Consider the following 24572-nt stretch of genomic DNA (forward strand, 5'->3'; position numbering starts at 1 on the left):
CGGCACCTGAGCCGAGGCAGGTGCCGTTCCAGCCCAGGCGCTTAGCTAAATTTGAACATGCTGGCGTCCAGTTGTCCTGGCGCGATCCCGATCAGCCACACCGCACTGCCCGCGGCGTCGGTGACGATGGTCGTGTTGATTCCGGGCGAATAGAACTCGGCCGCCTGGACGTCGGCGAACGAGTGCAGTGACGTGCCGGCGAAATTCACGATGTCATTGACGCCGCCGGTGTTGAAGTCCTGGACAACCATGACCTCCGGCGTGCCGTCATTGATCGTGAACGTGTCGGAGCCGCCGCCGCCCCAGGCATAATCGACGCCGCCGCCACCGGTGATGTTGTCGCTGCCGCTGCCCATCAGGAAAACGTCGACGCCTGCGCCGCCAGTGACCGTGTCGCCACCATTCGAGCCATAAACATAGTTCTGGCCGGACCCGCCGTAGATGAAATTGCCGTCGGTCTCGCCGGACGAAATGAAGATGTTGAGACCGGAGCCGCCGACCATCGTGTCGATACCGGCTCCGCCGTAGAAGTAGTTGGTGCCGATGCCGCCGTAGAGAGCGTCTGCTCCGTCGCCGCCAAACATGACGTTGACATCGGAAGCCGTCGCGCCGCCGCTTCCGATCAATGTGTCGCCGCCGCTACCGCCGAACAGATAGTTGAATCCGGTGCCCCCGTAGATGACGTCGTTGCCTTCCGCACCCAGCAGCACGTCAAGTCCGTCGCCTCCGACCAGCGTGTCGTCGCCGCCATAGGCATAGACATAATCATTGCCGTTTCCGCCATAAGCCACGTCATCGCCGAGGCTTCCGACGAGGACGTCATTGCCCGCCGCGCCGGCCAGCAATTCACCGGTAACCAGGTCGAAGCCGCCGTCGCTGAACGGTCCGGCGGAATAGACCACGGATGTGGTGGTAAGCGTCCCCGGATGGATCGATGAATCTGCAAACAGTTCGGCCGGCGTAATCGACGACGTGAAGGTGAAGCCACCGAGCGATTGGCCGGGCTGAAGGGCGCTGGAGGCGGAGTCTGCGACCCACCGGACGCTGTAGCCGTTGGTGGGCGGTGCGCCGTCCGTGATGCTTGCGGTCCATCCCGACGGAGCGACGAAGGTTGGAATCTCGGTCAGGTAGCCCTGGCCGGGTAACCAGGCGAACCAGAACGTACCGATCGGGGTGGTACCATTATCGATCAAGGTGAGCGTGTATTCGTAACTCGTTGGAGAAAGCTGCTGCACGAGTGATACGAACGCGGATGCATTCTCAGCCATGGCTGCTCTCCCTGATCGGTATTGCCGAGGACAAACTGTTGCAATTTAATGGACTTGAACCGAAGTCAGCGCAGCATCACCGTTCTGCGTGCTGACCAAACACCGCCGCGCCCGGGAAATTCCGGCAGGCTCCCGGGACTGGAGAGAAAAACCAAAACCGGGAAAGCCCGGGCCAAGGTGGGGCAGGCGCAGCGAAACCCACGATCTCGGCGCACGGCACGAATCTGATCTGTGTCGCTGCGGCTATCGCCACGTCACAACCGTCATCGCCCGCGAAAGCGGGCGATCCAGTATTCCAGAGACGGTGGTGATTGAAACGAGAGGCCGCGGCGTACCGGATCGCCCGGTCGATGTGCTCAATTGCGCACAGGCCGGGCGATGACAGTTCGGTTTGCGGCGAAGAAGTCCGCTCAGAGCTGCCCGAGCAGGGTGTCGCCGCCGGAGACCTCGACCTTGCCCGGAGCCGGCTCCTTGTTGAGCTTCTTCACCACGCCGTCCTCGACCAGCATCGAGTAGCGGTGGGAGCGGATGCCGAGGCCGTTGCCGGAGGCGTCGAGCTCCATGCCGATCGCCTTGGCGAAGTCGGCGTTGCCGTCGGCCAGGAAGATCGCTTCGTCGCGCTGGTCGGTGTCGCGCTTCCAGGCGTTCATCACGAAGGCGTCGTTGACCGAGACGATCGCGATGGTGTCGACGCCCTTGTTCTTCATGGCATACGCGTTGAGGAAGATGCTCGGCAGATGCATCTTGTGGCAGGTGCCGGTGTAGGCGCCGGGCACGGCGAACAGGGCGACCTTCTTGCCCTTGAAAATGTCGTCGGTGGTTTTGACCTGCGGACCCTCGGCGGTCATCACGCGAAACTTGGTTTCCGGCAGCTTGTCGCCAACATTGATGGTCATCGTCATTCTCCCTCGGTGAAGCGGAATTGTCTTAAACCCGGCTGCGGAATGGCACAATACGGGCTCGCCGAGGAACGGCAATGCCCGAGACTAAAGCGTTTTCGAGCGAAGTGGATACCGGTTCGCGTGAAGAAAACGCGTCAAAACAAGAATCTAGAGCCCCGTTCCGATTCAATCGGAACGGAAACAGGCTCTGGTCACTGTTCCGTCATCAGCCGGAAAACCCGCCGGCGTCGAGAAAGGCCTGCTCCTCGGCCGTGGTCTGCCGTCCCAGTGCCCGATTCCGGTGCGGGAAGCGGCCGAACCGGCGGATGATGTCGGCGTGGTCCTCGGCGTATTTCAGGTTGTCGGGATGGCAATCATATTGCCGGAACAGCGTCACGCAGCGCTGCTGGTCGGCGAGGTCCTCCGAATGCTCGAACGGCAGATAGAGGAATTCGCGCAGCACTGGGGCGGTCCGCGCATCGACGCCGCGGTCGATGGCGCGCCTTGCCACGTCACGCGCCAGCGCGTCGGTTGAAAAGGTCCTGGCGTCGCCTCGAAACAGGTTTCGCGGAAACTGATCGAGGACGATGGTCAGCGCCAGCGCGCCCTCGTCGCTCGCCTCCCATGACGACAATTCGCCGGCGGCCGCCTTCTGCCAGGTGGCAAGAAAGCGGCTGCGGATTTCGGCGTCGAAGGCGTCGTCCCGCTTGTACCAGCGGTCGCGGCCGGCCTCTCGCCAGAACACGATGACGTCGGCAGGCGTCGCGAGGCGGGCGTCAGTCATGTCTGTCCAACGCCCGCCTGCCCGCCGTTAGGCCGCAGCCTTCTTCTCGTCGCGCAGCTCGCGGCGCAGGATCTTGCCGACATTGGTCTTCGGCAAATCGGTCCTGAACTCGATCTGCTTCGGCACCTTGTAGGCGGTGAGCTGGGTGGCTGAGTACTTGATGATGTCCTCGGCCGTGACGTTGGGGTCCTTCTTGACCACGAAGGCCTTCACCGCCTCGCCGGACCTCGCATCGGGGACACCGATGACAGCGCATTCGAGCACGCCGGGGTGGCTCGCCAGCACTTCCTCGATCTCGTTCGGATAGACGTTGAAGCCCGAGACCAGGATCATGTCCTTCTTGCGATCGACGATCTTGGTGTAGCCCTTCTCGTCCATCACGCCGATGTCGCCGGTGCGGAAATAGCCGTCCGCCGTCATCACACGCGCGGTCTCGTCCGGCCTGTTCCAGTAGCCCGACATCACCTGCGGGCCCTTGGCGCAGATCTCGCCGGCCTCGCCGAGCGGCAGCTCGTTGCCGTCGTCGTCGCGGATCGAGAGCCAGGTCGAGGGGACGGGAAGTCCGATCGTCCCGGAGAACTCTTCGATCGTCGCGGGATTGCACGTCAGGGTCGGCGAGGTCTCCGACAGGCCATAGCCTTCCGACAACGAGACCCCGGTGACTTTCAGCCATTTCTCGGCGACCGGCCTTTGCGTTGCCATGCCGCCGCCATTGGCGATCTTCAGTTTGGAGAAGTCGAGCTTGTCGAAGCCGGGCGTGTTCAACAGGCCATTGTAGAGGGTGTTGACCGCCGGGAAGAAGCTGACCTGGTACTTCGACAGCTCCTTGACGAAGCCTGCCATGTCGCGCGGGTTCGGAATCAGCAGATTGGTGCCGCCGCAGCGCATGCCGAGCAGATAGCACGCGGTCAGCGCAAAGACGTGATAGAGCGGCAGCGCACAGACGATGACCATCTGCTCGACGATCGGCGGTTTCGCCAGCGCCGGCTGCAGCCAGGCGTCGTTCTGCAGCACGTTGGCCAGGATGTTGCGATGGAGCAGGGTGGCGCCCTTGGAGACGCCGGTGGTGCCGCCGGTATATTGCAGGAAGGCGACGTCATCGAGCGTCAGCGCCGGCTTGTTGAGCTTCACGCCACGGCCGGCCGACAGCGCGTCATTGAAGCCGACGGCGCCGGGAATCGACCAGGCCGGCACCATCTTCTTCACCCGGCGTACCACCAGGTTGACGATCACGCCCTTGAAGCCGAGCAGGTCGCCCATGCTGCCGACGATCACGTGCTTCACCGCAGTGTTCGGCAGCACCTTCTGTACGGTGGTGGCAAAGTTCTCCAGCACGATGATCGCCTCGGCGCCGGAATCCTTCAGCTGGTGCTCGAGCTCGCGCGGGGTGTAGAGCGGATTGACGTTGACCACGGCAAAGCCGGCGCGCAGCACGGCGGCGGTCGCGACCGGATATTGCAGCACGTTCGGCATCATCAGCGCGACCCGCGCGCCCTTCTGCAGGCCCTTGCTCTGCAGGTAGGCGCCGAGCGCCGCCGACATCTCGTCAAGCTCGCGATAGGTGATCGCCTTGTCCATGCAGATGAACGCCTTGCGATCGGCGAACTTCTTGAAGCTCTCTTCCAGCAATTCAACCAGCGACGAGTATTGCGTGACGTCGATATCGGCGGGCACGCCGGCCGGATAATGCTTGAGCCAGATGCGCTCCATGGTGGTCATTCCCCTCTCTCAAATATGCTGATGTCCCGGATTGCTTCCGGGTTTCGACCCTTGACCGGGTTTTTCTTGGCCGCGTGTTTTCAGCAGTATTGAGCGATGCCGCGGCCAATGGCAAGCCGCGCTATCGACGCATTGGGGAGGGCAGGGCCGGCCGGAGTTGCTAGCCGGCCGGCTTGTCGGCGGCCTTCGGCTTGGCGGCTGCCTTGGGCTTCGCGGCAGGCTTTGCCGCCGCCGGCTTGCCGGCGGGCTTTGCGGCGGCCGGCTTGTCCGCGGCCGGCTTCGCAGCTGCGGCATCCGGCTTGGCGTTGGCGTGACGCACCGGCTTGGCCGCCGGCTTGTCAGACTTTACGTTATCAGACTTGGCGGCGCTTTTGCTGTCGCCCTTGGCGTCGTCGGCCGCATCGGGCTTCTTGCCTGCGATGCGGGTGTGCTTGCCCTTGGCGCGCTTGGCCGGCTGCAGCTTCTCGGTGTCGGCCTCGACCGCGGCGATCAACGCTGCGCCGGTCTTGGTCGGCCCCGTATAAACCACGACCGGTTCGGACGCCGCCGCCGGCTGCGCCAGCATGTCGGCCGGCTTGGTCGGCATTGCTGCCTGCAGGCCCGAGGCGAAGAAGCTCACGCCGCCGTCACCATTGGTGCTGGAGCTTCCGGCGCTGGCGACGGTGTCTTCGGCGTCCTCGTCGCTGGCGGGCCGCTTGTGCTTGGCGCCGCACATCTCCTCGCGCAGGTTCGGCGGCGTGGAATCGATCGGCACCAGATTGTCGACGGTGCCGAGCGAGGGCCGCAGCCACGCCAGCCCGTTATTGGCAAAGCCGCGATCCAGCAGCTGCGCGGCGCGGATCGCGCGCATGCGGCCCGAGGAGGCGCCGAGCACCACGGCGATCAGCCGCTTGCCGTCGCGCGTCGCCGACGCCACGAGATTATAGCCGGAGGCACAGATGAAGCCGGTCTTGAAGCCGTCAGCGCCGGGATAGCGGCCGATCAGCTTGTTGAAGTTCTGGGTGACGCGGCGGCCGAAGCGGATCGACGGGATATGGACGAAATACTCGTATTCCGGCAGGTCGCGGATGATGGCGCGGGCGAGGATCGCCATGTCGCGCGCCGAGGTGATCTGGCCGTCGGCGGGCAGGCCGTTCGGGTTGACGTAGCTCGTCTGCGTCATGCCGAGCTTCTGCGCGGTCTGGTTCATCATCCCGGCAAAGCCGTCGATCGAGCCGCCGACGCCCTCGGCCAGCACGACGGCCATGTCGTTGGCCGACTTCACCAGCATCATCTTGAGCGCGTTGTCGACGGTGACCTGGGTGCCGGGCCGGAAGCCCATCTTCGAGGGCGACTGCGACGCCGCGTTCGGCGACACCGTAAGCAGGGTGTCGAGCGACACCCGGCCGTCCTTGACTGCCTTCAGCGTCACATAGGCCGTCATCATCTTGCTGAGCGAAGCCGGATACCACGGCATCGTCGCATTGTCGGCCTGCAGCACCTTTCCGGTATCGGCCTCGACGACCAGCAGCGCTTCGGCCTGCGCGATCTGCGGCGTTGCGATGGCGAGCATCGCGACGGCCAGAATCCAATTCAACGACGGGCGCAGCGGGCGAGGAAATTGCACGAATCCGGTTCCGGTCCTTTGAGACCCGCCTTCAAACAAAGGAGGTCTTGCGATTGTGACGTACGGGTTTCAAGCGTGTCCGGCGCCGCATTGCGGCGATGCAAACCCTATACCGGCTTGCCAACAGAGAACAGAGGCCGGCCCATTATATCGTGGACGAAATCGGCTGAATTTCGGCAGCCGCCTCAATTGGAAACAGGAGAATTATGGTGTCTCGATGCCGGCGCGCGCCTGCTCCTGGACCATGAACTGGGCCCGCGCGAGCTCGGCAAAACGCCCGCCTTTCGCCACCAGTTCATCGAAAGTTCCGCTTTCGATCACCCGTCCCTGGTCGAACAGCAGGATGCGGGTGGCGTACCGGATGGTGGAGAGGCGGTGTGCGATCACGAAGGTGGTCCGGCCCTTCATCACTTCGTCGAGAGCAGCATTCACCTTGGCCTCGGTGACCGCGTCGAGCGCGCTGGTCGCCTCGTCGAGGATCAGGATCGGCGGATCCTTGAGCAGCGCGCGCGCGATCGACAGCCGCTGACGTTCGCCGCCCGACAGCATGCGGCCGCGCTCGCCGGCGTGGGTGTCGAACTTCTTTTCGCTGCGCTCGATGAAATCCAGCGCCTGTGCGCGCGCCGCGGCGGTACGCAGCTCCTCATCGGTCGCGTCGGGCTTGCCGACGCGCAGATTGTCGGCGAGCGAGCGGTTGAACAGCAGCGCCTCCTGGAACACCACGCCGATGTTCCGCCGCAGCGCCGTCAGCTTCAGCGCGCGGATGTCCATACCGTCGATCTTGATGATGCCGGATTGCGGATCGAATGCGCGATGCAGCAGCGCGATCGCGGTGGACTTGCCGGCGCCGGTCGAGCCGACCAGGGCGATGGTCTGGCCGGGCAGCGCGGTGAAGCTGAGGTCCTCGATCGCCGGCCGTTTGCCGTCATAGGAGAACGAGACGTCGTTGAATTCGACGAGGCCCGACAGCCGGCCGGGATCGACGGCGCCCGGCCGGTCGCGCACCGCCGGCACCGCATTGAGCACGTCGAAGAATTCCTGCAGGCGCGGCGCTTCCATGAACACATTGTTGATGAAGCTCACCACCTGCTCGAGTTTCTGGATCAGCATGGTGGCGAACGAGACGAACATCACGATCTCGCCGACCGTGGTGAGGCCCTCATTGTGGAGCGCGATGCCGACGGTGAAGATCGCGAGCACCGTGATCGTGGTCGAGGCCCGCGTGATCACGGTGACCAGCGCCCACCATGACAGCACCGGCATCTGCACCGCGAGCAGCTTGTCGGCGACGTAGCGCAGACCCTGCACTTCGGAATCGATCCGCACGAAGCTCTGCACCAGCGCAACGTTGCCGAGCGCGTCGGAGGCGCGCGCCGAGAGGTCGCTGTAATAGGCCTCGACCTCGCTCTGCATGCCGTAGGTCTTGCGCACCACCAGCGTGGTCAGCACGGTGAACACGACGCAGAGCGCGAACAGCAGGATCGCCAGCCGCCAGTTGATGTAGAGCGCCAGCGGCAGCAGCACGACCAGCGACATGATCGCGGCGAAATGCTCGCGGAAGAAGCCGAGCCAGAGCCGCCACAGCGCATCGGTGCCGTTCAGCATCACCTTCATCAGCCGCCCGGAATGGGTGCCGGAGTGGAATGTCAGCGGCAGTTGCAGGATGTGCTCGAAATAATCGGTCAGCACCGCCTGACGCTGGCGGTGCGCCAGCCGGTCGGCCTGCAACGCGACGACCGCGCTGCAGCCGATCGTGAACAGGCCGAACGCCGCCCAGGCCGCGAGCAGCGGCCATGCCGAGTTGGTCGCGAACAGTCCGGTAACCGGCCGGCCCGACAGCACGTCGACGATCTTGCCGAACAGCACCGGCTCGGCGAATTGCGCGCCGGCGAGCAGCATGTTGGCGGCAGCGAGGATCCAGCCGAGCCGCGCCTCCTTGCCGAGCAGTTCGAGGACGCGGGTGTAGAGGCGGAGCATGGACATGCCGGCGGGACTCGTAAGCGGTGGGCGCCCGGTCAGGCGGGATGCAATCTAATCAGGGTTCGTCAGCAAGGGCCAGCGGTGACAGCGCGTCATGCTCAGGGTGAGGTGAGCGGCTCCCTCCGCCGTCGTCCTGGCTTTCGCCAGGACGACGTTGAACATTTGGCGCCGCGCGTCAGTCGTGCATTCACATGCCTTCAATTCCCCAGCCGGCCGTCGACCGGCGGCAGGAATTGCTCGTCGAAGATGTCGGCAGGGTGCGGCCGCTTCTGGAATTTGGTGTCCTCCGCGAGCTGGTCGAGCGCGCGCTCGAAGCGCTCGGCCTCGATGCCGCCGATGCCGTTGCGCTTCACCTCGGCGGTCAGGATGTTGTCGCGGATGACGGCGGTGAGCCGCTCGAGCTCCAGATCGCGCGAGCCGCCATCCATCCGGCTTACCACCTCGCTCGCCGCACGGGCCGGGTCCTTGATCGCGAGGTTGGTGCCGCCGATCACCGCGCGCACGAACCCCTTCACCACATCCGGCTTCGTGGCGGCAAGGCGCGGGCTGACGATCACGGCCGAGCCGTAGGCCTCGCAGCCATAGTCGGAAAAGCGCAGCACCGCGAGATCGTCGGCAGGCACGCCGCGATCGCGCAGATTGATCGCCGAGAGATAGGAGAAGCCGGTCACCGCATCGACCTGGCCCGCGGACAGCATCGGCTCGCGCACCGCGGCGCTGATGGTGTTCTGCTTCACGCTCGCAAGCTTGATGCCGTTTTGCTTGGCGACCGCCGGCCACAGCCGGATCGAGAGGTCGCCTTCGGCGACGCCGAGGGTCTTGCCCTGGATGTCGGTCAGCGCCTTGATGCCGCGGCTCTTGCGGGCAATGATCGCGTAGGGCGCCTGGTTGAACAGCACGAACACCGCCTTCACCGGGGCGGCACCCGGCTTGTCGCGAAAGCGGATCAGCGCGTTGATGTCGACAACCGCGAAATCGCTGGCGCCGTCGGCGACGCGCGCGATGGCGTCCGCCGTGCTGGTGGCGATGTTGGTGCCGACGGCAAGCCCCTCGGCGCCGAACAGGCCGCCGGACGACGCCATCACGAACGGGGCCGCGGCCGCATCAAGCGGACGGTCGAGCGTGAACTGGATGGTCAGCGGCGGCTGATCGCTGGCGTGCAGCGGCGTCGACGCCGGCCACACGCCGCCCGAGAGGCCGATCGTGCCGGCCAGTATCCAGCGGAGAACGGTGGTCCGACTTACCTGCATCATCAACATCCGGGAGGCGAGACAAAGTGCCGCGCCGGCTGCGCCTGCTTCATGACATCGAATGCGCCAGGGCAAGGTGCAATTCAAGTGTCAATTTCAGGCGTTATTTGCAGGCATTTTGCCCCGGGCAAGGTGAACGGCCGATGACTGGCTTGATTCACTTCAGGGTTGTTCAGCTTGCGTTCGGTTTGGGGAACCTAATCTACAGGTGGTGGTTAGCTAACCAGGGCCCGTCGGGCCGGCTTCCACAAAGGATGACTGCAATGTTTGCGCGAAAAGGTGTTTTTTCGTCCATTGGCCGCGCAGCCACATTGGCAACGGTTGCCGCAGTGGCGTTGACGGCCGTTGAGCCGACGATGGCGTTCGCAGGCTCCGCTTCGGCGGGCAAGGCGACCGCAGTGACCACATCACACGGCACGAGCGGCGCGACCGATATCAGCGCCCGCCGTCGATACTATGGCGGCGGTGGCGCGGCTGCCGCGGCTGCGTTCGCCGGCATCGTCGGTACGGGTCTGGCGATCGCCGCGGCCCAGAGCCGCCGCGACTATTACGACTCCTACGGCTACTATGGTGGTGGCCCGGCTTATTACGATGGTGGTCCCGCCTATTATGGTGGTGGTCCCGTCTACTATGGCGGCGGACCGTACTATGGTTACCACCGCTATTACGGGCGCCGCTCGCAGCTGCCCTATACGCCGTACTGACACAGCTCGGCGACTCTCAGAACTGTCACAAAAGCATCGAATCCACCGGCTGTGAGGCCGGTGGATTTTTTGTGGTCGCTGGCGGCGTTAACACGCTGGCGACGCGTTTGGATTAGGGTCGCAGGATGACTGATTCGATCGAGCGGCTTTACCAGGCGGTGATCGCGGCCAAGGATCTTGATCCGGCTACGTCGCGCACGGCACGGCTGTTCCAGCGCGGGCCGGCCAAGATGGCCAAGAAGCTCGCCGAGGAGGCGGTCGAGGTCGTGATCGACGCGATCAGCGGCAAGCCGGATGCGGTGGTCCGCGAGAGTGCGGACCTGCTCTACAACCTCACGGTTCTCTGGGCCTCGGCCGGCGTGAAGCCGGAGGATGTCTGGCGCGAGATGGAGCGGCGCGAGCGGCTGCTCGGGATCGCCGAGAAGCTGCCGAAGTCGCCGGTCAAGCTCCCGAAGTCCCTGCCCAAGACCGCGCCGGTCCCGGTGGTTCGGCGTCGAATTGTCGCGCTGGAGAACCGGCTGCGCAAACGGTAGCCGTAAATCAATCAAATTCGGCTCATTCCCGGCATGGACAAATCCGCTCCATGATGGTTCATCGCGCCCATGTTGAAACGGATTTACGACTGGTGCGTCGACGCGGCCGACAAGCCCTACGCACTGTGGATTCTCGCAGCCGTCGCCTTCGCTGAGAGCTCCTTCTTCCCGATCCCTCCCGACATCATGCTGCTGCCGATGTCGCTGGCGCGGCCGAAGCGGGCCTGGTGGTTCGCAGCGGTCTGCACCGTGGCCTCGGTTGCCGGCGGCGTGCTCGGCTACGCGATCGGCGCGCTGCTCTACGACTCGCTCGGACAGTGGCTGATCCATCTCTACGGCCTGTCCGACAAGGTCGATGCGTTCCGCGCCTCCTACGCCGAGTGGGGCGCCGTCATCATCCTGCTGAAGGGGCTGACGCCGATCCCCTACAAGCTCGTGACCATCACCTCGGGCTTTGCCGGCTACAACATCTGGCTGTTCGTCCTGTGCTCGATCGTGGCGCGCGGCGGCCGCTTCTTCTTCGTCGCGGTGCTGCTCAACCGTTACGGCGATGTCATCCGCGCCGAACTCGAGAAGCGGCTCGGGCTGTGGGTCGCGATCGGCGCGATCGTGCTGGTGCTGGGCTTTGTTGTCGCATTCAAGCTGATCTAGCGCCTGTCGCCTTTGCCGGCACCCGGGCTTCGGTCTACGCTGATTGCGATGGCGGATGGAATTGAGGACCAGATAAATCCCGCGAGGCTCAACCTCGCCAAGACGCGCGTTGCGCTCGCCGGTCTCGTGCTGTCGATGACGCTGGCTGCGATCGGCAGCGGTCTGGCGCAGACCGCGCCGCCGGCGCTCGGCGTGCAGTCCCCGCAGCAGTCCGTCGCGCCTCAGCCGCAACAGATCGAGCTGCCGCCCGCGCCGGTCGAGCGCGAGAACCCCGGACTGATCAACGAAATCGGCAAGCTGTTCGAAAAGTCGAAGTCGGCGCTGCCACCGCTGAAGAGCCCGAGCGAGACCTTCAACGACCTCTCGAACCTGGCGCGCCCCTCGACGATGGTGACCGGACGCGCGGCCTGCGTGGTGGCTGCGAACGGTGCGCCCGACTGCAAGATCGGCGCCGACCGGCTCTGTCAGAGCAAGGGTTTCAAGGAAGGCAAGGGCATCGATATCGCCACCGCGGAGAAATGCTCGCCGCTGGTCTATCTGCCCGGCCACAAGCGCGGCCCGAACGACTGCAAGACGGAAAATTTCGTGACGCGGGCGGTCTGCCAATAGCGGCGGCGCAGCTTGCCTCTGGGATGCCAGATGCGCCCGGAAAACCGGTTCCTGGATGAGGTTTTGTCATCTTTATTGCAGCGCCAAAACGCAATACTTGACACTGGAAAGATTCTTGTTGGTATGACGGTCAGCATTCGAGACCAACCAATCGACCAGCCTTGAGGATCCGCCGCCAATGTCCATGCCTGCTCTGTTCAAGGGCCGCCTGTCTCTTCCCGTGATCGGGGCGCCGCTGTTCATCATCTCGGTGCCCGACCTCGTCATCGCCCAGTGCAAGGCCGGCGTGGTCGGCTCGTTTCCGTCGTTGAATGCGCGCCCGCCGGAACTGCTCGACGAATGGCTGTACCGGATCAAGGAAGATCTCGCCGCCTATGACGAGGCGCATCCGGAACGGCCCTCGGCGCCGTTCGCGGTCAACCAGATCGTGCACAAGTCGAACAACCGGCTCGATCACGACATGGCGCTTTGCGAGAAGCACAAGGTGCCGATGATCATCTCCTCGCTCGGTGCGCGCGAGGAGCTCAACCAGGCCGTCCACGGCTGGGGCGGAATCGTCTTCCACGACGTGATCAACCAGAAGTTCGCACACAAGGCGATCGAGAAGGGCGCCGACGGCCTGATCCTGGTCGCGGCCGGCGCCGGCGGTCACGCCGGCACGCTGTCGCCGTTCCCGTTCGTATCGGAGACGCGGCAGTGGTTCGACGGACCGATTGCGCTGTCGGGCACGATTGCCAACGGCCGCGCCATCCGCGCCGCGCGCATCATCGGCGCCGACTTCGCCTATATCGGCTCCGCCTTCATCGCGACGCAGGAAGCCAACGCGGTCGAGGGCTACAAGAGCATGATCACCAACTCGTCCGCCGAGGACATCGTCTACTCCAACCTGTTCACCGGCGTGCACGGCAACTATTTGAAGCCGTCGATCGTCGCGGCCGGCATGGATCCGGAAAACCTGCCGACCTCAGATCCCTCGAAGATGAGCTTCGGCACGGATTCGTCGGGCGAGCGCGCCAAGCCGAAGGCCTGGAAGGAGATCTGGGGCTCCGGTCAGGGCGTCGGCAGCATCTCCAAGGTGGTGCCCGCGGCCGAGCTGATCGGCCGCTTCAAGAAGGAGTACGACGAGGCGGTCGATCCGGCGCTCGCCTGATGGAGCCGATCTTCCGCGTCGACGGCGACCGCGTCGTCACCAGTCCCGACGCCGCGGGTCCGTGGGACCCGCGGATGCAGCACGGCTCGGCGCCGGCGGCGCTGGTGGTGTGGGCGGCCGAAGCGATCCCGACGGCGGTGCCGATGCGGATCGCGCGCGTCACCATCGACCTGATGCGTCCGGTGCCGGTGGCGCCGCTGACGGTCTCGAGCGAGATCCTGCGCGACGGCCGCAAGATCCAGCTCTGCGGCGTCAGGCTGCTGGCGGACGGCGTTGTCGTGGTCTCGGCCACCGTGCTGAAGATCAAGCATCAGGCGGCCGAGCTGCCGCCCGACATCGCGGCCCTTCCGGTCGAGCTGCCGGGTCCCGACCAAAGTATGGTCGAGCCGGGTAATCTCGCCAACAGCCCGTTCGTGAAATGCATCTCGATGCGGGCGGCGCGCGGCCGCTTCGGCGTGACGGGTCCGGGCGCGATCTGGTTTCGCGTCAACCAGCCGCTGATCGCGGGCGCCGCCGTGTCGCAGGCGATGCGCGCGGTGGTCGCCTCGGATTTCTCCAACGGCACCTCGCCGGCGCTCGACTTCAACCAATGGACCTTCATCAACGCCGATCTCACGGTGAGCCTCGCGCGCGAGCCGGTCGGCGACTGGATCCTGCTCGACGGCGAATCCTGGATCGGGCCTGATGGCGCCGGGCTTGCGATGTCGCGGCTCGCCGACATCAACGGCTATTTCGGCCGGGCCGTGCAGAGCCTCGTGATCGAGCGGCGCTAGCCGGAGGCTCGGCCGGGGCCAAGCACCTGCCCGCGCGGCAAAAATAACGCCGTCCGCCGGGAACGCTTGGCGCCACCAGCGAGTTTCGCTCCCGTTAGGGGGCGCCCATGATGCGTATCGATCCCGCTGCCGGTCATTTGGCGATAGCCGCCCGGCAGCTCCGTGATGTGCCGGCCGGCGCCGACGCCCGGCCGCCGCAGGCGCGGTCGCGATGAAGCCCGGCCCGTCCTCGGAACGCGCGGTCATCCTCGCTGCGAGCGAGCGGGACGCCGTCAGGACGGCGCATCTGATCAAGGAAGCCGGCTACTACGCCAATATCTGCGGCGACCTCGCCGAGCTCGAGCGCCAGGTCGCAAGCGGGGCCGGCCTTGCCATCATTGCCGACGAGGCGATCAGGACCGCCGATCTTGCCGGCCTCACCAGCTGGCTGAACGAGCAGCCGTCATGGTCGGATTTCCCGATCGTGCTGATGAGCGAGAAGGGCGGACCCGAGCGCAATCCCGAAGCGGCGCGGCTCGGCCGGGCGCTCGGCAACGTCACCTTCATCGAGCGGCCGTTCCCTCCGGCCACGCTGGTCAGCCTGGTCGCCGCCTCCGTGCGCGGCCGCCGCCGCCAGTACCAGACCCGCCAGATCCTGGAAGACCTGACCGAGAGCGAGGACCTGTTGCAGACCGCGCTCAACGCCGGCCATCTCGGCGCGCTCGAGGTTCATCTGCCGGATTTCGCGCTCGAGGCGTCGCCGACCTGCAAGGCGTTCTTCGGCCGCAGGCCCGGCGACCCCTTCACCTATCGGGATCTGCAGGACGCCGTGCATCCCGACGACCGCGTCCGCCGCAACGACATCGTCGAGCAGACGCTGCGCAGCGGTGGCGACTACCGGATCGAATACCGCAACATCTGGCCCGACGGCACCCAGCACTGGGTCGACGTCCGCGCCCGCGCGGTGCGCCGGGCGGACGGCAGCATCCGCTCGCTGGTCGGGGTCTGCTCCGACATCACCGCGCGCAAGACCGCGGAGATCGAGCGCGAGGCGCTGCTGGCGCAGCTCGCCGCCGAGCGCACCGCGCTTGCCGAACTCACCGCGACGCTGGAGCAGCGGGTCGAGCAGCGCACCGCCGACCTGATGAAGGAGGTCGCCGCGCGCGAGCGGGCGCAGGAGCAACTCCGCCATGCGCAGAAGATGGAGGCGATCGGCCAGCTCACCGGCGGCGTCGCGCACGACTTCAACAATCTCTTGATGGCGGTGATGGGCAATCTCGATCTGCTGCGCAAGCGGATGCCGGAGGATCCGCGCCTGCGCCGCCTGGTCGACGGCGCATTGCAGGGCGCCGAGCGCGGCGCCTCGCTGACGCAGCGGCTGCTGGCGTTCGCGCGGCAGCAGGATCTGCGCGCGGTGCCGGTCGATCTCGGTGCCCTGCTGCGCGACATGAGCGAACTGCTCGAGCGCTCGCTCGGCCCGCGCATCGTGCTGCGGCTCGACATTCCCGAGGGACTGCCGGCGGCCTGCGTCGACACCAACCAGCTCGAGCTTGCGGTTCTCAACCTTGCGATCAACGCGCGCGACGCGATGCCGGATGGCGGCGTGATCGAGATCCGCCTCGCGGCCTCGCAGAAAGGCGATCCGGCGCTGCCGCCGGGCAATTACCTGAAGCTGTCGGTGATCGACAGCGGCACCGGCATGTCGCCGGACGTTCTGAAGCGGGCGATCGAGCCGTTCTTCTCGTCGAAGCCGGTGGGCAAGGGCACCGGGCTCGGCCTCTCGATGGTGCATGGGCTCGCGGTGCAGCTCGGCGGCGAGCTGCAGCTGTCGAGCGCGGTCGGCGAGGGCACCACGGCCGCGCTGCTGCTGCCGGTCGCGACAGCGGCGCCGGAAGCGGCAAGCCCCGTGCCGGCGCTGCGCAAGGTCAAGCGCTCGGCGGTGATCCTGCTCGTCGACGACGATCCGCTGATCGCGATGTCGACCATGGAGATGCTGGAGGACCTCGGTCATCGCGTGATCGGCACCAGCTCCGGACAGCATGCGCTCGACGTCCTCGGAAGCGACCAGGAGATCGATCTGATGATGACCGATCACGTGATGCCCGGCATGACCGGCATCGAGCTCGCCGCGGCGGCGCGCAAGGTGCGGCCGCACCTCCTCGTCCTGCTCGCCACCGGCTATGCCGAATTGCCCGAAGGCATCCAGGTCGATCTGCCGCGGCTGGCCAAGCCCTACCACCAGGATCAGCTGCGCGAGCGGCTGGAGCAGCTGCTGGCACAGGGGGCGGGGCAGCCGATTGCCGCAACCGGCGCCGACAGTCTCGCCACGCTTTCCAATCTCTCCCCGTCACACTGAGAGCCGCGATTACAGGGCGTCTCGACGCGCTGCCGCTAACTGCGGCCGACAATGTCGCAAACGTGATCTGCGCGCGATGGCCAGGTGGAAAGATAAACGCGTCACCGGTGTTCCTCACCTTACGTCGACCAACGACGAGCACCGCGCGAGAGCTGCCCGATGATGACGTTTACCCGACTGGCGATCTCTGCCGTTCTGGCCGGCCTGGCCATGCAGGCGTCGGCAAGCGACCTGCAATCGAGCCGTCGGTCGATCTCGTATCGCACGGTGGACGTTCTGGGCCTCAATATCTTCTACCGCGAAGCCGGGCCGGCCGACGCACCCGTCGTGCTGTTGCTGCACGGCTTTCCCTCCTCATCGAGGATGTGGGAGCCGCTGCTGCCTCTGCTCGCCGACAAGTACCATGTGATTGCCCCTGACTATCCGGGATTCGGCAACAGCAGCGCGCCTGCGCCGTCCAGCTTCGAATACACCTTCGACAACCTCGCGCGCGTGACGAACGAGTTCACGACAAAGCTCGGTCTTGGTCACTATGTGCTGTTCATGCAGGACTATGGCGGGCCCGTCGGCTTCCGCCTGGCGCTTGCGCACCCCGAACGTATCAGTGCCATCATCATCCAGAACGCGGTCGCCCACGAACAGGGTTTGGGCCCGGTTTGGGAAGCGCGCAGGAAATTCTGGGCGGATCCGGCCGGCGAGCTCGACAAGCTGAAGGCCAACTTCACCTCCGCCGAGGCGACGCGTTTGCGTCATGTCGGCACGAGCCCGCATCCCGATCGCTACGATCCCGATCTGTGGATCGACGAAACGGCGTTTCTGTCCCGACCGGGCCAGGCCGACATCCAGGCCACGCTGTTCCTGGATTACCGGACCAACGTTGCTTCCTATCCGCTCTGGCAAAAATGGCTTCGCGAGACGCAGCCGCGAACCCTCGTCCTCTGGGGCAAATACGACCCGTCGTTCACCGTCGCCGGCGCAACCGCTTATGCCGGGGATGTACCGAAAGCCGAAGTGCACATCCTGGATGCAGGACATTTCGCGCTCGACGAAGCGACCGACGAGATCGCCGCACTGGTTCTCGACTTCCTTGCGCGTCTGGACCGGCACGAGCAATGACGGCGATAATTTGCGCGATCGTCGCCTCACCCCACCATGCGGTCGCGGCCGGACCAGAAGCGCGCTTTCAGCACCTTCTTGTCGACCTTGCCGACGCCGGTCATCGGCAGCTCCTTGACGAACTGGATCTGCTTCGGTGCGTGCGCCGAGCCTTTCTTCGCCTTGACCAGGCCGATCAGCTCGTCGGCGTTGGGTGAAGCACCCTCGCGCGCCACCACGACGGCGGTGACGGCCTCGCCCCATTTGTCGTCGGGCACGCCGACCACGGCGACCATCGCGACATCGGCGTGCTGCGACAGCACATCCTCGACTTCGCGTGGAAAAATGTTGAAGCCGCCGGAGACGATCATGTCCTTCTTGCGGTCGAGGATGAACATGTAGCCGCGCTCGTCCTTGCGGGCGATGTCGCCGGTGTGCAGCCAGCCGCTTTTCAGCGTCTCCGCCGTGATGTCGGGCCGCTTCCAGTATTCGGCCATCACATGCGTGGCGCGCACGCAGATCTCGCCGGCCTCGCCGGTCGCGACCTCCTGGTCGTCCTGATCGAGGATCTTGACCTGGCAGGCGGTGATCGGGAAGCCGCAGGACAGGAACAGCTCCGGTGTCTTCGGGTCATGGTCGGCCTTGCGTAGCACCGAGACCGGATAGCATTCGGTCTGGCCATAGAGCTGCGAGAACACCGGGCCGATCCGCTCGATGCCTTCGACCAGCCGGCTCGGCGACATCGCGGAGGCGCCGTAGAGCAACAGCTCGAGCGAGGAGAGATCGGTCTTGGAAAGCGCCGGATGATCCAGCATCACATAGATCATGGTCGGCACGAACAGCGTGAAGTTGATCTTCTCGCGCGCGATGGTCGTGAACACGGCTTCCGGATCGAATCCCTTCAGCATGTGCACGGTGCCGCCGCGCATCAGCGTCGGCAGCACTTTCGTACCCGCGACATGGCTGATCGGCGCGACGGTCAGGTAGCGCGGTGTCTCCGGAATCTCGAAGTCGGCGAGGATGGCCGCGGCGAAGCCGCCATATTCGCGGTGATAGCGCAGCGCGCCCTTGGATTTACCGGTCGTGCCGCCGGTGTAGTTCAAGGTCGAGATATCGTCCGCGCCGGCGAAATTTTTGGCGGTCGCGCTGCCGGCATCCTCGACCACCTGCAACAGGTCGGCGCCGTAATCCGCCGGGCCGAGCGTGAATACGGTCTTCAGGCCAGGGGCTTTCGCCGCCAGCTCGCCGCCGCGGTCGAGAAACGTGATGCCGTCGACGATCAGCATCTCGGCCTCGGAATCCTCGATCTGGAACAGCTGGTCGTCGAGCGAGCCGAGCGGGTGCAGCCAGGTGATCGCGAGCCGCGACAATTGCGCGGCGACCCCGGCGCACCAGCTGTCGGCGCGGTTCGCGGTCAGGAAGGCGACGCGGGTGCCCGGCGCAAGGCCGAGCCGCATGAACACGCTCTGCATTCGTCCGATCAAATCGGTCGCGCCCTGGTAGCTGAGCGAGCCGCCCGGCCAGGCGAAGGCGGTGCGCGACGGATAGCGCGCCAGCGCCCGCAGGGTCTGCTCGCACACCGCCGGAAATGCATAGAGCGGATTGCTCATGTCGTTGTCCCTCCCGCCTTTGTCTTTGGCTTCTCTCGTGCCAATGTTGGCGATAACGCTAAAGCATGATCCGGAAAAGTGGAACCCGGTTTTCCGAGAAGATCATGCTCAAACAAGAATCGAGAGCGAGATGCGATGTAGTCGCATCACGATCGAGTATGATGCAGGGAAGAAACAACTTGTCCGCTGATCTTCTTGCGCGTTTTCGCAACCGGCTTCGGCTGCCGTTGATTGCAGCACCGATGTTTCTGGTGTCCGGTGCCGAACTGGTGGTAGCCGCCTGCCGCAACGGCGTGATCGGCTCGTTTCCGACGGTGAATTGCCGTGAGACGGAACAGCTCGATGCGTGGCTCGGCGACATCGAGCAACGCTTGCAGGCGCATGAAGATGCGAGTGGCGTTGCTGCAGCACCGGTCTGTCCGAACCTGATCGTGCATCGCTCCAACACGCGGCTGGAGCAGGATCTCGCGGTGCTGCTGCGGCACAAGCCCGAGCTTGTGATCACCTCGGTCGGCTCGCCCGCGCCGGTACTTAGCCCCCTGCACGATGCCGGCGCGCTGGTGTTCGCCGACGTCGCCTCGATCCGTCATGCCGAGCGCGCGGCAGCGGTCGGCGCCGACGGGCTCGTGCTGCTCACCGCGGGCGCGGGCGGGCAGACCGGCTGGCTCAATCCGTTCGTGTTCGTCCGCGCGGTGCGCAACTTCTTCGACGGCCCGATCGTGCTCGCCGGCGGCATCAGCGACGGCCACGCGCTGCGCGCCGCCGAGGCGCTCGGCTGCGACCTCGCCTATATGGGCACCAAGTTCATCGCGACGCGCGAGAGCATGGCCGATGCGCGGTACAAGCAGATGCTGGTCGAGGCCAGCGCCGACGACATCCTGCTGACGACCGCGTTCACCGGCCTGCAGACCAACATGCTGCGTCCCTCGATCGAGGCCGCCGGTCTCGATCCCGACGATCTGCCGGCGCGTGGCGCGATCGACATCGGCAAGGATATCGACATCGGCGCCCGCGAAAGCCGCCCGAAGCGCTGGCGCGACATCTGGAGCGGCGGTCATTCCACATCGGGGGTGACTGGGGTGCTCGCGGTCGACGATCTCGTGGCGCAGACCATCGCGGAATACGAGGCGGCAAGCGCGCGGGTGCGGCTCGGCTGACCCGCGGAAACATGGTATTATCGCGCAAGCGCCACAAGGCTTAAAGCGAGCGACCCCAGCAACCTTGGGGGCCTGTGTGAAGGGAGGCTGGCTGCTGGGGTCCTCTACCGGCCCGATGCGCCGAGCGCGGTTGCTGTCACTCCACGTACATAACGACGCCAATGATGACGAGCGGGCTTAGTCCGAGGAGCACGATGCAAATGCTTACGAGTAGGTCTCTGCCCATGACACAACTCCTAGCGTTCAGGAGCGTATGCATGATGGAATGCCGTGGGCCAGTGCAGTTTGTGCCTTCAGCAACAGAGCGAAACAGAATCTCCGCCCAGTGCTTAAATTTCCTCCAACACCACCTGCTCAAGTTCCAGTGCCGCAACGCACGCAAGAAAGAAGAGCACGACGCCCTGAGCGAAATGGACGGCATTCGGCGCGCCCGCTTGTGGCGTTTGCGCCATAATACCGCGGAAACATGGTCCCGGATTTCACCGAGCCTCCCGCTTCTCCTTCCCCCTGAAAGGGGGAAGGTCGGGATGGGGGGCAGCCGCAGGCGATGCTGCAAGCTCAGAGAGCGGATCCCCACCCGCTTTGCTCTGACGAGCAAAGCGACCTCCCCTTTCCAAGGGGAGGTTTGAGCATCCGTAGGCGCGGACGGAGCGCAGCGTAAGTCCGCGAACAACCGATGCGAGACGGCCGCTCAAACCCGGCCCGTTCGCTTAACGCGGCATTAACCATGCCAGTCCCAACTATGCGTCATGGGATGGTCCGTCAGCCACGGCTGGCCGCCCGGCAGTTGTGGGAATGCGACATGGCTTTTGAGGCGCTCTCCAAGACCCAGGCCTCACTCGATGAGCTCCGGACCCGGGTGTTCTATGCCCTGCAGCGGCATCCGCTGTGCCGTCAGGTCGAATTCGACATCGTCAGCACGCCGCGCACGCGCCGCACCAACTGGACGGTCAGCATGCACGCGGTTCAGCCCGGGGCGCTGTGGACCGCACATGAGATCGTGGCCGACATCCAGGAAGCCTACGAGCTCGACGTCGCGGCCTGATTTTCGGGCCGTTTCGGGACGATTTCACCTATTTGGCGCCGTCATGGCACGCTAACGCCGCATTTCGCGCGCAGTTTGCGGTGACACCGGCCCGGCAATGGAGTTGTTTTTGACCAGAGCCATCACCCTCGCCGCGCTGACCAGCCTCCTCCTCGCCGGCGCTGCGATCACAGCCATTCTCGGCCGTGACAGCCTGCCGGCGGCGCAGGCCGACATTGGCCCGGTCGCCAACCGGGCCAGCAAGCAGGACAAGCTCGCGGTCACGACGCTTGCCGCTGCCTCCTTCGAGGCGCCCCGGCCGACCGAGCCATCAGCCCAGCCGTCGCCGCTGCTGCTGCGGGCGCAAGCCGCCATTCCGGGCGCGACCGATACGGTGCGTCAGGCCTATGCCTCCGCGGAGCCTGCCGATCTCGGCCTGCCGAAGTTCAACGATCCCGTCGATGCGGCCCAGCCCAAGATCGCCGAGCCCGCACCCGCGCCGGCTGCCGCCGCGCCGCCGAAGCCCAAGGCTGCCGCCAAGCCGGCGCCGCAGAAGAGCTACACGCTGCTCAGCGATGCGCAGATCGCCGGCATCAAGGACCGGCTCAAGCTGTCGTCGTCGCAGGAATATTACTGGCCGGCGGTCGAGACCGCGCTGCGTGCCGTCGCCCGGAAGATCCACGCCAAGCGTCAGGGCGATCCCGCCGCGGGCACCATGCCGATCGACCCCGACTCCGAGGAAGTCCAGCAGCTGAAATCGGCGGCGATGCCGCTGCTGTTCCAGCTCCGCGAGGACCAGAAGAACGAGGTGCGTTCGCTGGCGCGCCTGATCGGCCTCGAGCGCGTCGCCTCGATGATCTAAAGCCTGATCCGGAAAAGTGCGAACGGGGTTCGGATCGCACCGAACCCGCGCTTTTTCAACATCCGCTTCAGCCGAGCCGCATCGACAGCTCGACGTCGTCGCCGAACGGCGTCGACAGATAGCCGTTCGCCGGCGAGCGCACGCGCGCCAGATAGTCGGGGCTGTAATCGGCATTGTCGGCGACGACGAAGGCGCCCGGCTTCAGCCGGCTTTCCACGAGATCGAGGATATCGGGATAGAGCGCCTTGGCGCCGTCGAGCAGCACGAGATCGATCGTATCGGGCAAATCGGCGCGCAGCGTTTTCAGCGCATCACCCTCGCGGATCTCGACCAGGTCGTCGAGGCCGCCGGCGACGAGATGGTCCCGCGCCCGCGCCACCTTCGACGATTCGAACTCGCTGGTGATCAGGCGGCCGCCGCCATTGTCGCGCAGTGCGGCGGCAAGATGAAGTGTCGAGATGCCGAACGAGGTGCCGAACTCGACGATGTTCCGCGCCCGCGCGCCACGCGCCAGCATGTAGAGCAGCGCACCGGTCTCGCGCGAGACCGCGAGCGGCACGTTGTTGAAGCGGCCGTAGAGCGTGCGGTAGTCGGTCCTGCTGCGCATCAGGCGCGCCTGTTCCTCGTCGGAAAGGTCGGCCACCGCGCGCCGGGTTTCTTCCCTCGCGGCGGAGGCTTGCTCGAACAGGCGGTCGAGCAGGCCTGTGAGCTCGGGTGAGATGAGGGCGGTCATGTCGGTCTCCGGTGCAAAAAGCGGCGCGTCCTTGCGCCTCGCCAGAAATACGAATATTTATTCGCATTCGCTAATCGCATTCCCCAGGACGCCCATGGCCGAACGGCGAAGCTCTTCAATTTCCTCGCGAAAACAGCCACAACAGGCCCGCTCGACCGAGCTCGTCGCGGCGATCCTCGATGCGGCTGTTCAGGTTTTGACCAAGGAGGGCGCGCAGCGTTTCACCACGGCGCGGGTGGCCGAGAAGGCCGGCGTCAGCGTCGGCTCGCTGTACCAGTATTTTCCGAACAAGGCCTCGATCCTGTTCCGGCTGCAGAGCGACGAGTGGCGGCAGACCACCGGGCTGCTGCGCGACATTCTCGAGGACAGGGCGCGGCCGCCGCTGGAGCGGCTGCGCGCCTTGGTGCACGCCTTCATCCGTTCCGAATGCGAGGAGGCCGCGGTGCGGGTCGCGCTGAACGATGCCGCGCCGCTTTATCGCGACGCGCCCGAAGCGCGCGAGGTGCGGGCATCCGGCGAGCGCATCGTCGCTGCATTCATGCGCGAGGCCTTGCCGAAGACGTCAGACGCCGTGCGCGCGACGGCCGGCGATCTGATCACGACGACGTTGAGCACGGTGGGCAAGGATTTTTCAGAGAGCCCGCGAACGCATGCCGAGATCGAGCGCTATGCCGACGCCATGGCCGACATGTTCTGCGCGTATCTCGAGAGTCTCGGAAAGCGCTGAAGTTCACGAATAGTATTTGGCGACCAGCAGAAAGCCGAGAACACCGCTGGTCACGGCGAAAACCGCCGCGCCATTGCAGAGACTGACGTACGCGGCCGACCAATAAGAAACCGTCCGAGAGGCCGTCGCGACTATTTTCGGTTTCTGAGGCAAGCGAGTGCATTCCTGAAAAAGGCGCCGCCACCTGGTCAACACAGGTGACGGCGCCCGTCTGAGGGCTTCAGGGCGAAACCCTGAAGCAGCGTAAGCGGCGATCGTGAACGGTTCGTATACCGCTCGGCGTCGCAAGCATTCATATCAGCAGATGTTCGAGAGTTCCCTAAAGCATGATCCGGAAAAGTGCGCCGCGGTTTTCCGACAAGATCATGCTCAAGCGAAGAGCTAAAGCGCGATGACGATTCGACCCGATCTCATCGCGCTCTAGAACGAAGCGTAGGCATTGCGGAATGCGATGGCGCCGGCCAGCGAGCGCGGCCGCGTGCGCACGGCATGGCCGTCGTTGCCGCTCTGCACGATCCACTGGCCGTTCTCGTGACCGACGATCTTGCCGACGTGGTGACGCCAGACCACGATCGCGCCGACCGAAGGGCCGCCTGCATTGCTGCCGTATCGCGCCCAGGAGCGCGCCAGATTGTATTGCGGGCCCGGATCGCTGCCGACCTGCGTGCGCATGAACCAGCCGCACCACGCGGCGGGGCGACCGGAATGGGCAGTGTGCCGATGATGATGACGGCCGCGAGCTTCGGCAGCGGATGAAGCGAAGGCCAGGAGCACGGCGACCGCCGCGAGAGTTTTACGCATTACAAAATCCTCTTGTTGTTGGCAGACCATCCTGGTTGTGGGAGGGGTGCAGTGCTGATCTGCGATTTGGTTGCGAAGCGACCGCATTGGCCGGACGACGCAAAACAGAGGCGGGGACATGGCCCGCGTGGGCCTTTAAGAAACGGCCTATGGCCAAAATATGGCGGCAAATTCCGTCTGGCGGCCGGGATATTGCCGAAGGCTTCGGGCGTGATCGGCGGCTGTCTCAAGCGTCACGTGCAGCGCCGATTCCGTTCGCGCGATCTGCAGCGCAGCGCGCGGCGATGTGTGAATGCAGCGTTGCCAATCCCATGCCGATT

General features: G+C 65.2%; 22 protein-coding genes and 1 pseudogene. 13 read left to right on the forward strand and 10 right to left on the reverse strand.

Annotated features, from left to right (window positions below; translation table 11 throughout):
• Window positions 1-41: 41 nt before the first annotated feature.
• Window positions 42-1268 (reverse strand): calcium-binding protein, encoded by a 1227-nt coding sequence (locus tag BRSPCE3_RS13515; RefSeq protein ID WP_244066308.1) that lies wholly within the window; start codon window positions 1266-1268, stop codon window positions 42-44.
• 410 nt (window positions 1269-1678) lie between these two features.
• A complete protein-coding gene (locus BRSPCE3_RS13520) occupies window positions 1679-2164 on the reverse strand; it encodes a peroxiredoxin (RefSeq protein WP_229185912.1) in 486 nt (161 codons plus the stop codon).
• An 80-nt stretch (window positions 2165-2244) separates the two neighbouring features.
• Here BRSPCE3_RS13520 and BRSPCE3_RS13525 point away from each other — a divergent pair.
• Window positions 2245-2349, forward strand: a pseudogene (locus tag BRSPCE3_RS13525) (ABC transporter permease); the annotation flags it as partial.
• 26 nt (window positions 2350-2375) lie between these two features.
• Here BRSPCE3_RS13525 and BRSPCE3_RS13530 read toward each other — a convergent pair.
• The 5 genes from BRSPCE3_RS13530 to BRSPCE3_RS13550 form a co-directional block, all read right to left on the reverse strand.
• A complete protein-coding gene (locus tag BRSPCE3_RS13530; RefSeq protein ID WP_244066309.1) occupies window positions 2376-2933 on the reverse strand; it encodes a DUF924 family protein in 558 nt (185 codons plus the stop codon).
• A 27-nt stretch (window positions 2934-2960) separates the two neighbouring features.
• Window positions 2961-4643 (reverse strand): long-chain fatty acid--CoA ligase, encoded by a 1683-nt coding sequence (locus BRSPCE3_RS13535; protein ID WP_244066538.1) that lies wholly within the window; start codon window positions 4641-4643, stop codon window positions 2961-2963.
• A 169-nt stretch (window positions 4644-4812) separates the two neighbouring features.
• Entirely contained in the window at window positions 4813-6204 is a 1392-nt protein-coding gene (locus tag BRSPCE3_RS13540) for a D-alanyl-D-alanine carboxypeptidase family protein (protein WP_244066539.1), read from the reverse strand.
• A gap of 258 nt (window positions 6205-6462) precedes the next feature.
• Window positions 6463-8241, reverse strand: a complete 1779-nt coding sequence (locus BRSPCE3_RS13545; protein WP_244066310.1) for a glucan ABC transporter ATP-binding protein/ permease — start codon at window positions 8239-8241, stop codon at window positions 6463-6465.
• A gap of 194 nt (window positions 8242-8435) precedes the next feature.
• On the reverse strand, window positions 8436-9488 hold the full coding sequence (locus BRSPCE3_RS13550; protein ID WP_244066311.1) for an ABC transporter substrate-binding protein: 1053 nt from the start codon (window positions 9486-9488) through the stop codon (window positions 8436-8438).
• 263 nt (window positions 9489-9751) lie between these two features.
• Here BRSPCE3_RS13550 and BRSPCE3_RS13555 point away from each other — a divergent pair, with 263 nt between their 5' ends.
• The 8 genes from BRSPCE3_RS13555 to BRSPCE3_RS13590 all read left to right on the forward strand — a co-directional run bounded on the left by BRSPCE3_RS13555 (window position 9752) and on the right by BRSPCE3_RS13590 (window position 17359).
• Entirely contained in the window at window positions 9752-10192 is a 441-nt protein-coding gene (locus tag BRSPCE3_RS13555) for a hypothetical protein (protein WP_244066312.1), read from the forward strand.
• Window positions 10193-10317: 125 nt separating this feature from the next.
• Entirely contained in the window at window positions 10318-10725 is a 408-nt protein-coding gene (gene hisE, locus BRSPCE3_RS13560) for a phosphoribosyl-ATP diphosphatase (RefSeq protein WP_244066313.1), read from the forward strand.
• A gap of 69 nt (window positions 10726-10794) precedes the next feature.
• Window positions 10795-11376: a YqaA family protein gene (locus BRSPCE3_RS13565; protein WP_244066314.1), complete on the forward strand. Its 582-nt coding sequence runs from the start codon at window positions 10795-10797 to the stop codon at window positions 11374-11376.
• Window positions 11377-11424: 48 nt separating this feature from the next.
• Window positions 11425-11985, forward strand: coding sequence for a hypothetical protein (locus tag BRSPCE3_RS13570; RefSeq protein WP_244066315.1), 561 nt, complete (start codon window positions 11425-11427; stop codon window positions 11983-11985).
• Window positions 11986-12163: 178 nt separating this feature from the next.
• Window positions 12164-13135 carry a nitronate monooxygenase family protein gene (locus tag BRSPCE3_RS13575; protein ID WP_244066316.1) on the forward strand — a complete coding sequence of 324 codons (972 nt, stop codon included), beginning with the start codon at window positions 12164-12166 and terminating at the stop codon, window positions 13133-13135.
• A complete protein-coding gene (locus BRSPCE3_RS13580; protein ID WP_244066317.1) occupies window positions 13135-13908 on the forward strand; it encodes a thioesterase family protein in 774 nt (257 codons plus the stop codon). The genes BRSPCE3_RS13575 and BRSPCE3_RS13580 overlap by 1 nt, the downstream gene beginning before the upstream one ends.
• A 211-nt stretch (window positions 13909-14119) precedes the next feature.
• Window positions 14120-16243, forward strand: coding sequence for an ATP-binding protein (locus BRSPCE3_RS13585; RefSeq protein ID WP_244066318.1), 2124 nt, complete (start codon window positions 14120-14122; stop codon window positions 16241-16243).
• Window positions 16244-16405: 162 nt separating this feature from the next.
• Complete coding sequence (locus BRSPCE3_RS13590) at window positions 16406-17359, forward strand: alpha/beta fold hydrolase (RefSeq protein ID WP_375709911.1); 954 nt, start codon at window positions 16406-16408, stop codon at window positions 17357-17359.
• Window positions 17360-17385: 26 nt separating this feature from the next.
• On the opposite strand, the gene BRSPCE3_RS13595 is transcribed toward BRSPCE3_RS13590, so the two are convergent.
• On the reverse strand, window positions 17386-18948 hold the full coding sequence (locus BRSPCE3_RS13595) for an AMP-binding protein (protein ID WP_244066320.1): 1563 nt from the start codon (window positions 18946-18948) through the stop codon (window positions 17386-17388).
• Window positions 18949-19106: 158 nt separating this feature from the next.
• Here BRSPCE3_RS13595 and BRSPCE3_RS13600 point away from each other — a divergent pair, with 158 nt between their 5' ends.
• The 3 genes from BRSPCE3_RS13600 (at window position 19107) to BRSPCE3_RS13610 (ending at window position 21991) form a co-directional block, all read left to right on the forward strand.
• The gene (locus tag BRSPCE3_RS13600) at window positions 19107-20105 is read left to right on the forward strand and encodes an NAD(P)H-dependent flavin oxidoreductase (RefSeq protein ID WP_375709903.1); all 999 of its coding nucleotides are present in this window, start codon (window positions 19107-19109) and stop codon (window positions 20103-20105) included.
• 802 nt (window positions 20106-20907) lie between these two features.
• Entirely contained in the window at window positions 20908-21150 is a 243-nt protein-coding gene (locus tag BRSPCE3_RS13605) for a hypothetical protein (RefSeq protein WP_244066322.1), read from the forward strand.
• 109 nt (window positions 21151-21259) lie between these two features.
• The gene (locus BRSPCE3_RS13610) at window positions 21260-21991 is read left to right on the forward strand and encodes a hypothetical protein (RefSeq protein ID WP_244066323.1); all 732 of its coding nucleotides are present in this window, start codon (window positions 21260-21262) and stop codon (window positions 21989-21991) included.
• A 67-nt stretch (window positions 21992-22058) separates the two neighbouring features.
• On the opposite strand, the gene BRSPCE3_RS13615 is transcribed toward BRSPCE3_RS13610, so the two are convergent.
• Complete coding sequence (locus tag BRSPCE3_RS13615) at window positions 22059-22724, reverse strand: O-methyltransferase (protein WP_244066324.1); 666 nt, start codon at window positions 22722-22724, stop codon at window positions 22059-22061.
• A 94-nt stretch (window positions 22725-22818) separates the two neighbouring features.
• On the opposite strand from BRSPCE3_RS13615, the gene BRSPCE3_RS13620 reads away from it, so the two are divergent.
• Window positions 22819-23451 (forward strand): TetR family transcriptional regulator, encoded by a 633-nt coding sequence (locus BRSPCE3_RS13620; RefSeq protein WP_244066325.1) that lies wholly within the window; start codon window positions 22819-22821, stop codon window positions 23449-23451.
• 420 nt (window positions 23452-23871) lie between these two features.
• On the opposite strand, the gene BRSPCE3_RS13625 is transcribed toward BRSPCE3_RS13620, so the two are convergent.
• Entirely contained in the window at window positions 23872-24123 is a 252-nt protein-coding gene (locus BRSPCE3_RS13625) for a hypothetical protein (protein WP_097673702.1), read from the reverse strand.
• Window positions 24124-24572 lie beyond the last annotated feature (449 nt).

The sequence above is a fragment of the Bradyrhizobium sp. Ce-3 genome (assembly GCF_022835695.1).
Taxonomy (GTDB): Bacteria; Pseudomonadota; Alphaproteobacteria; order Rhizobiales; family Xanthobacteraceae; genus Bradyrhizobium.

Bases quoted from the DNA above. Each gene is read 5' to 3' on its own strand.
- BRSPCE3_RS13515 (WP_244066308.1), bottom strand. From the start codon at position 1,268: ATGGCTGAGAATGCATCCGCGTTCGTATCACTCGTGCAGCAGCTTTCT.
- BRSPCE3_RS13520 (WP_229185912.1), bottom strand. From the start codon at position 2,164: ATGACCATCAATGTTGGCGACAAGCTGCCGGAAACCAAGTTTCGCGTG.
- BRSPCE3_RS13530 (WP_244066309.1), bottom strand. From the start codon at position 2,933: ATGACTGACGCCCGCCTCGCGACGCCTGCCGACGTCATCGTGTTCTGG.
- BRSPCE3_RS13535 (WP_244066538.1), bottom strand. From the start codon at position 4,643: ATGGAGCGCATCTGGCTCAAGCATTATCCGGCCGGCGTGCCCGCCGAT.
- BRSPCE3_RS13540 (WP_244066539.1), bottom strand. From the start codon at position 6,204: ATGCTCGCCATCGCAACGCCGCAGATCGCGCAGGCCGAAGCGCTGCTG.
- BRSPCE3_RS13545 (WP_244066310.1), bottom strand. From the start codon at position 8,241: ATGTCCATGCTCCGCCTCTACACCCGCGTCCTCGAACTGCTCGGCAAG.
- BRSPCE3_RS13550 (WP_244066311.1), bottom strand. From the start codon at position 9,488: ATGCAGGTAAGTCGGACCACCGTTCTCCGCTGGATACTGGCCGGCACG.
- BRSPCE3_RS13555 (WP_244066312.1), top strand. From the start codon at position 9,752: ATGTTTGCGCGAAAAGGTGTTTTTTCGTCCATTGGCCGCGCAGCCACA.
- hisE (WP_244066313.1), top strand. From the start codon at position 10,318: ATGACTGATTCGATCGAGCGGCTTTACCAGGCGGTGATCGCGGCCAAG.
- BRSPCE3_RS13565 (WP_244066314.1), top strand. From the start codon at position 10,795: ATGTTGAAACGGATTTACGACTGGTGCGTCGACGCGGCCGACAAGCCC.
- BRSPCE3_RS13570 (WP_244066315.1), top strand. From the start codon at position 11,425: ATGGCGGATGGAATTGAGGACCAGATAAATCCCGCGAGGCTCAACCTC.
- BRSPCE3_RS13575 (WP_244066316.1), top strand. From the start codon at position 12,164: ATGTCCATGCCTGCTCTGTTCAAGGGCCGCCTGTCTCTTCCCGTGATC.
- BRSPCE3_RS13580 (WP_244066317.1), top strand. From the start codon at position 13,135: ATGGAGCCGATCTTCCGCGTCGACGGCGACCGCGTCGTCACCAGTCCC.
- BRSPCE3_RS13585 (WP_244066318.1), top strand. From the start codon at position 14,120: ATGAAGCCCGGCCCGTCCTCGGAACGCGCGGTCATCCTCGCTGCGAGC.
- BRSPCE3_RS13590 (WP_375709911.1), top strand. From the start codon at position 16,406: ATGACGTTTACCCGACTGGCGATCTCTGCCGTTCTGGCCGGCCTGGCC.
- BRSPCE3_RS13595 (WP_244066320.1), bottom strand. From the start codon at position 18,948: ATGAGCAATCCGCTCTATGCATTTCCGGCGGTGTGCGAGCAGACCCTG.
- BRSPCE3_RS13600 (WP_375709903.1), top strand. From the start codon at position 19,107: ATGATGCAGGGAAGAAACAACTTGTCCGCTGATCTTCTTGCGCGTTTT.
- BRSPCE3_RS13605 (WP_244066322.1), top strand. From the start codon at position 20,908: ATGGCTTTTGAGGCGCTCTCCAAGACCCAGGCCTCACTCGATGAGCTC.
- BRSPCE3_RS13615 (WP_244066324.1), bottom strand. From the start codon at position 22,724: ATGACCGCCCTCATCTCACCCGAGCTCACAGGCCTGCTCGACCGCCTG.
- BRSPCE3_RS13620 (WP_244066325.1), top strand. From the start codon at position 22,819: ATGGCCGAACGGCGAAGCTCTTCAATTTCCTCGCGAAAACAGCCACAA.
- BRSPCE3_RS13625 (WP_097673702.1), bottom strand. From the start codon at position 24,123: ATGCGCACGCAGGTCGGCAGCGATCCGGGCCCGCAATACAATCTGGCG.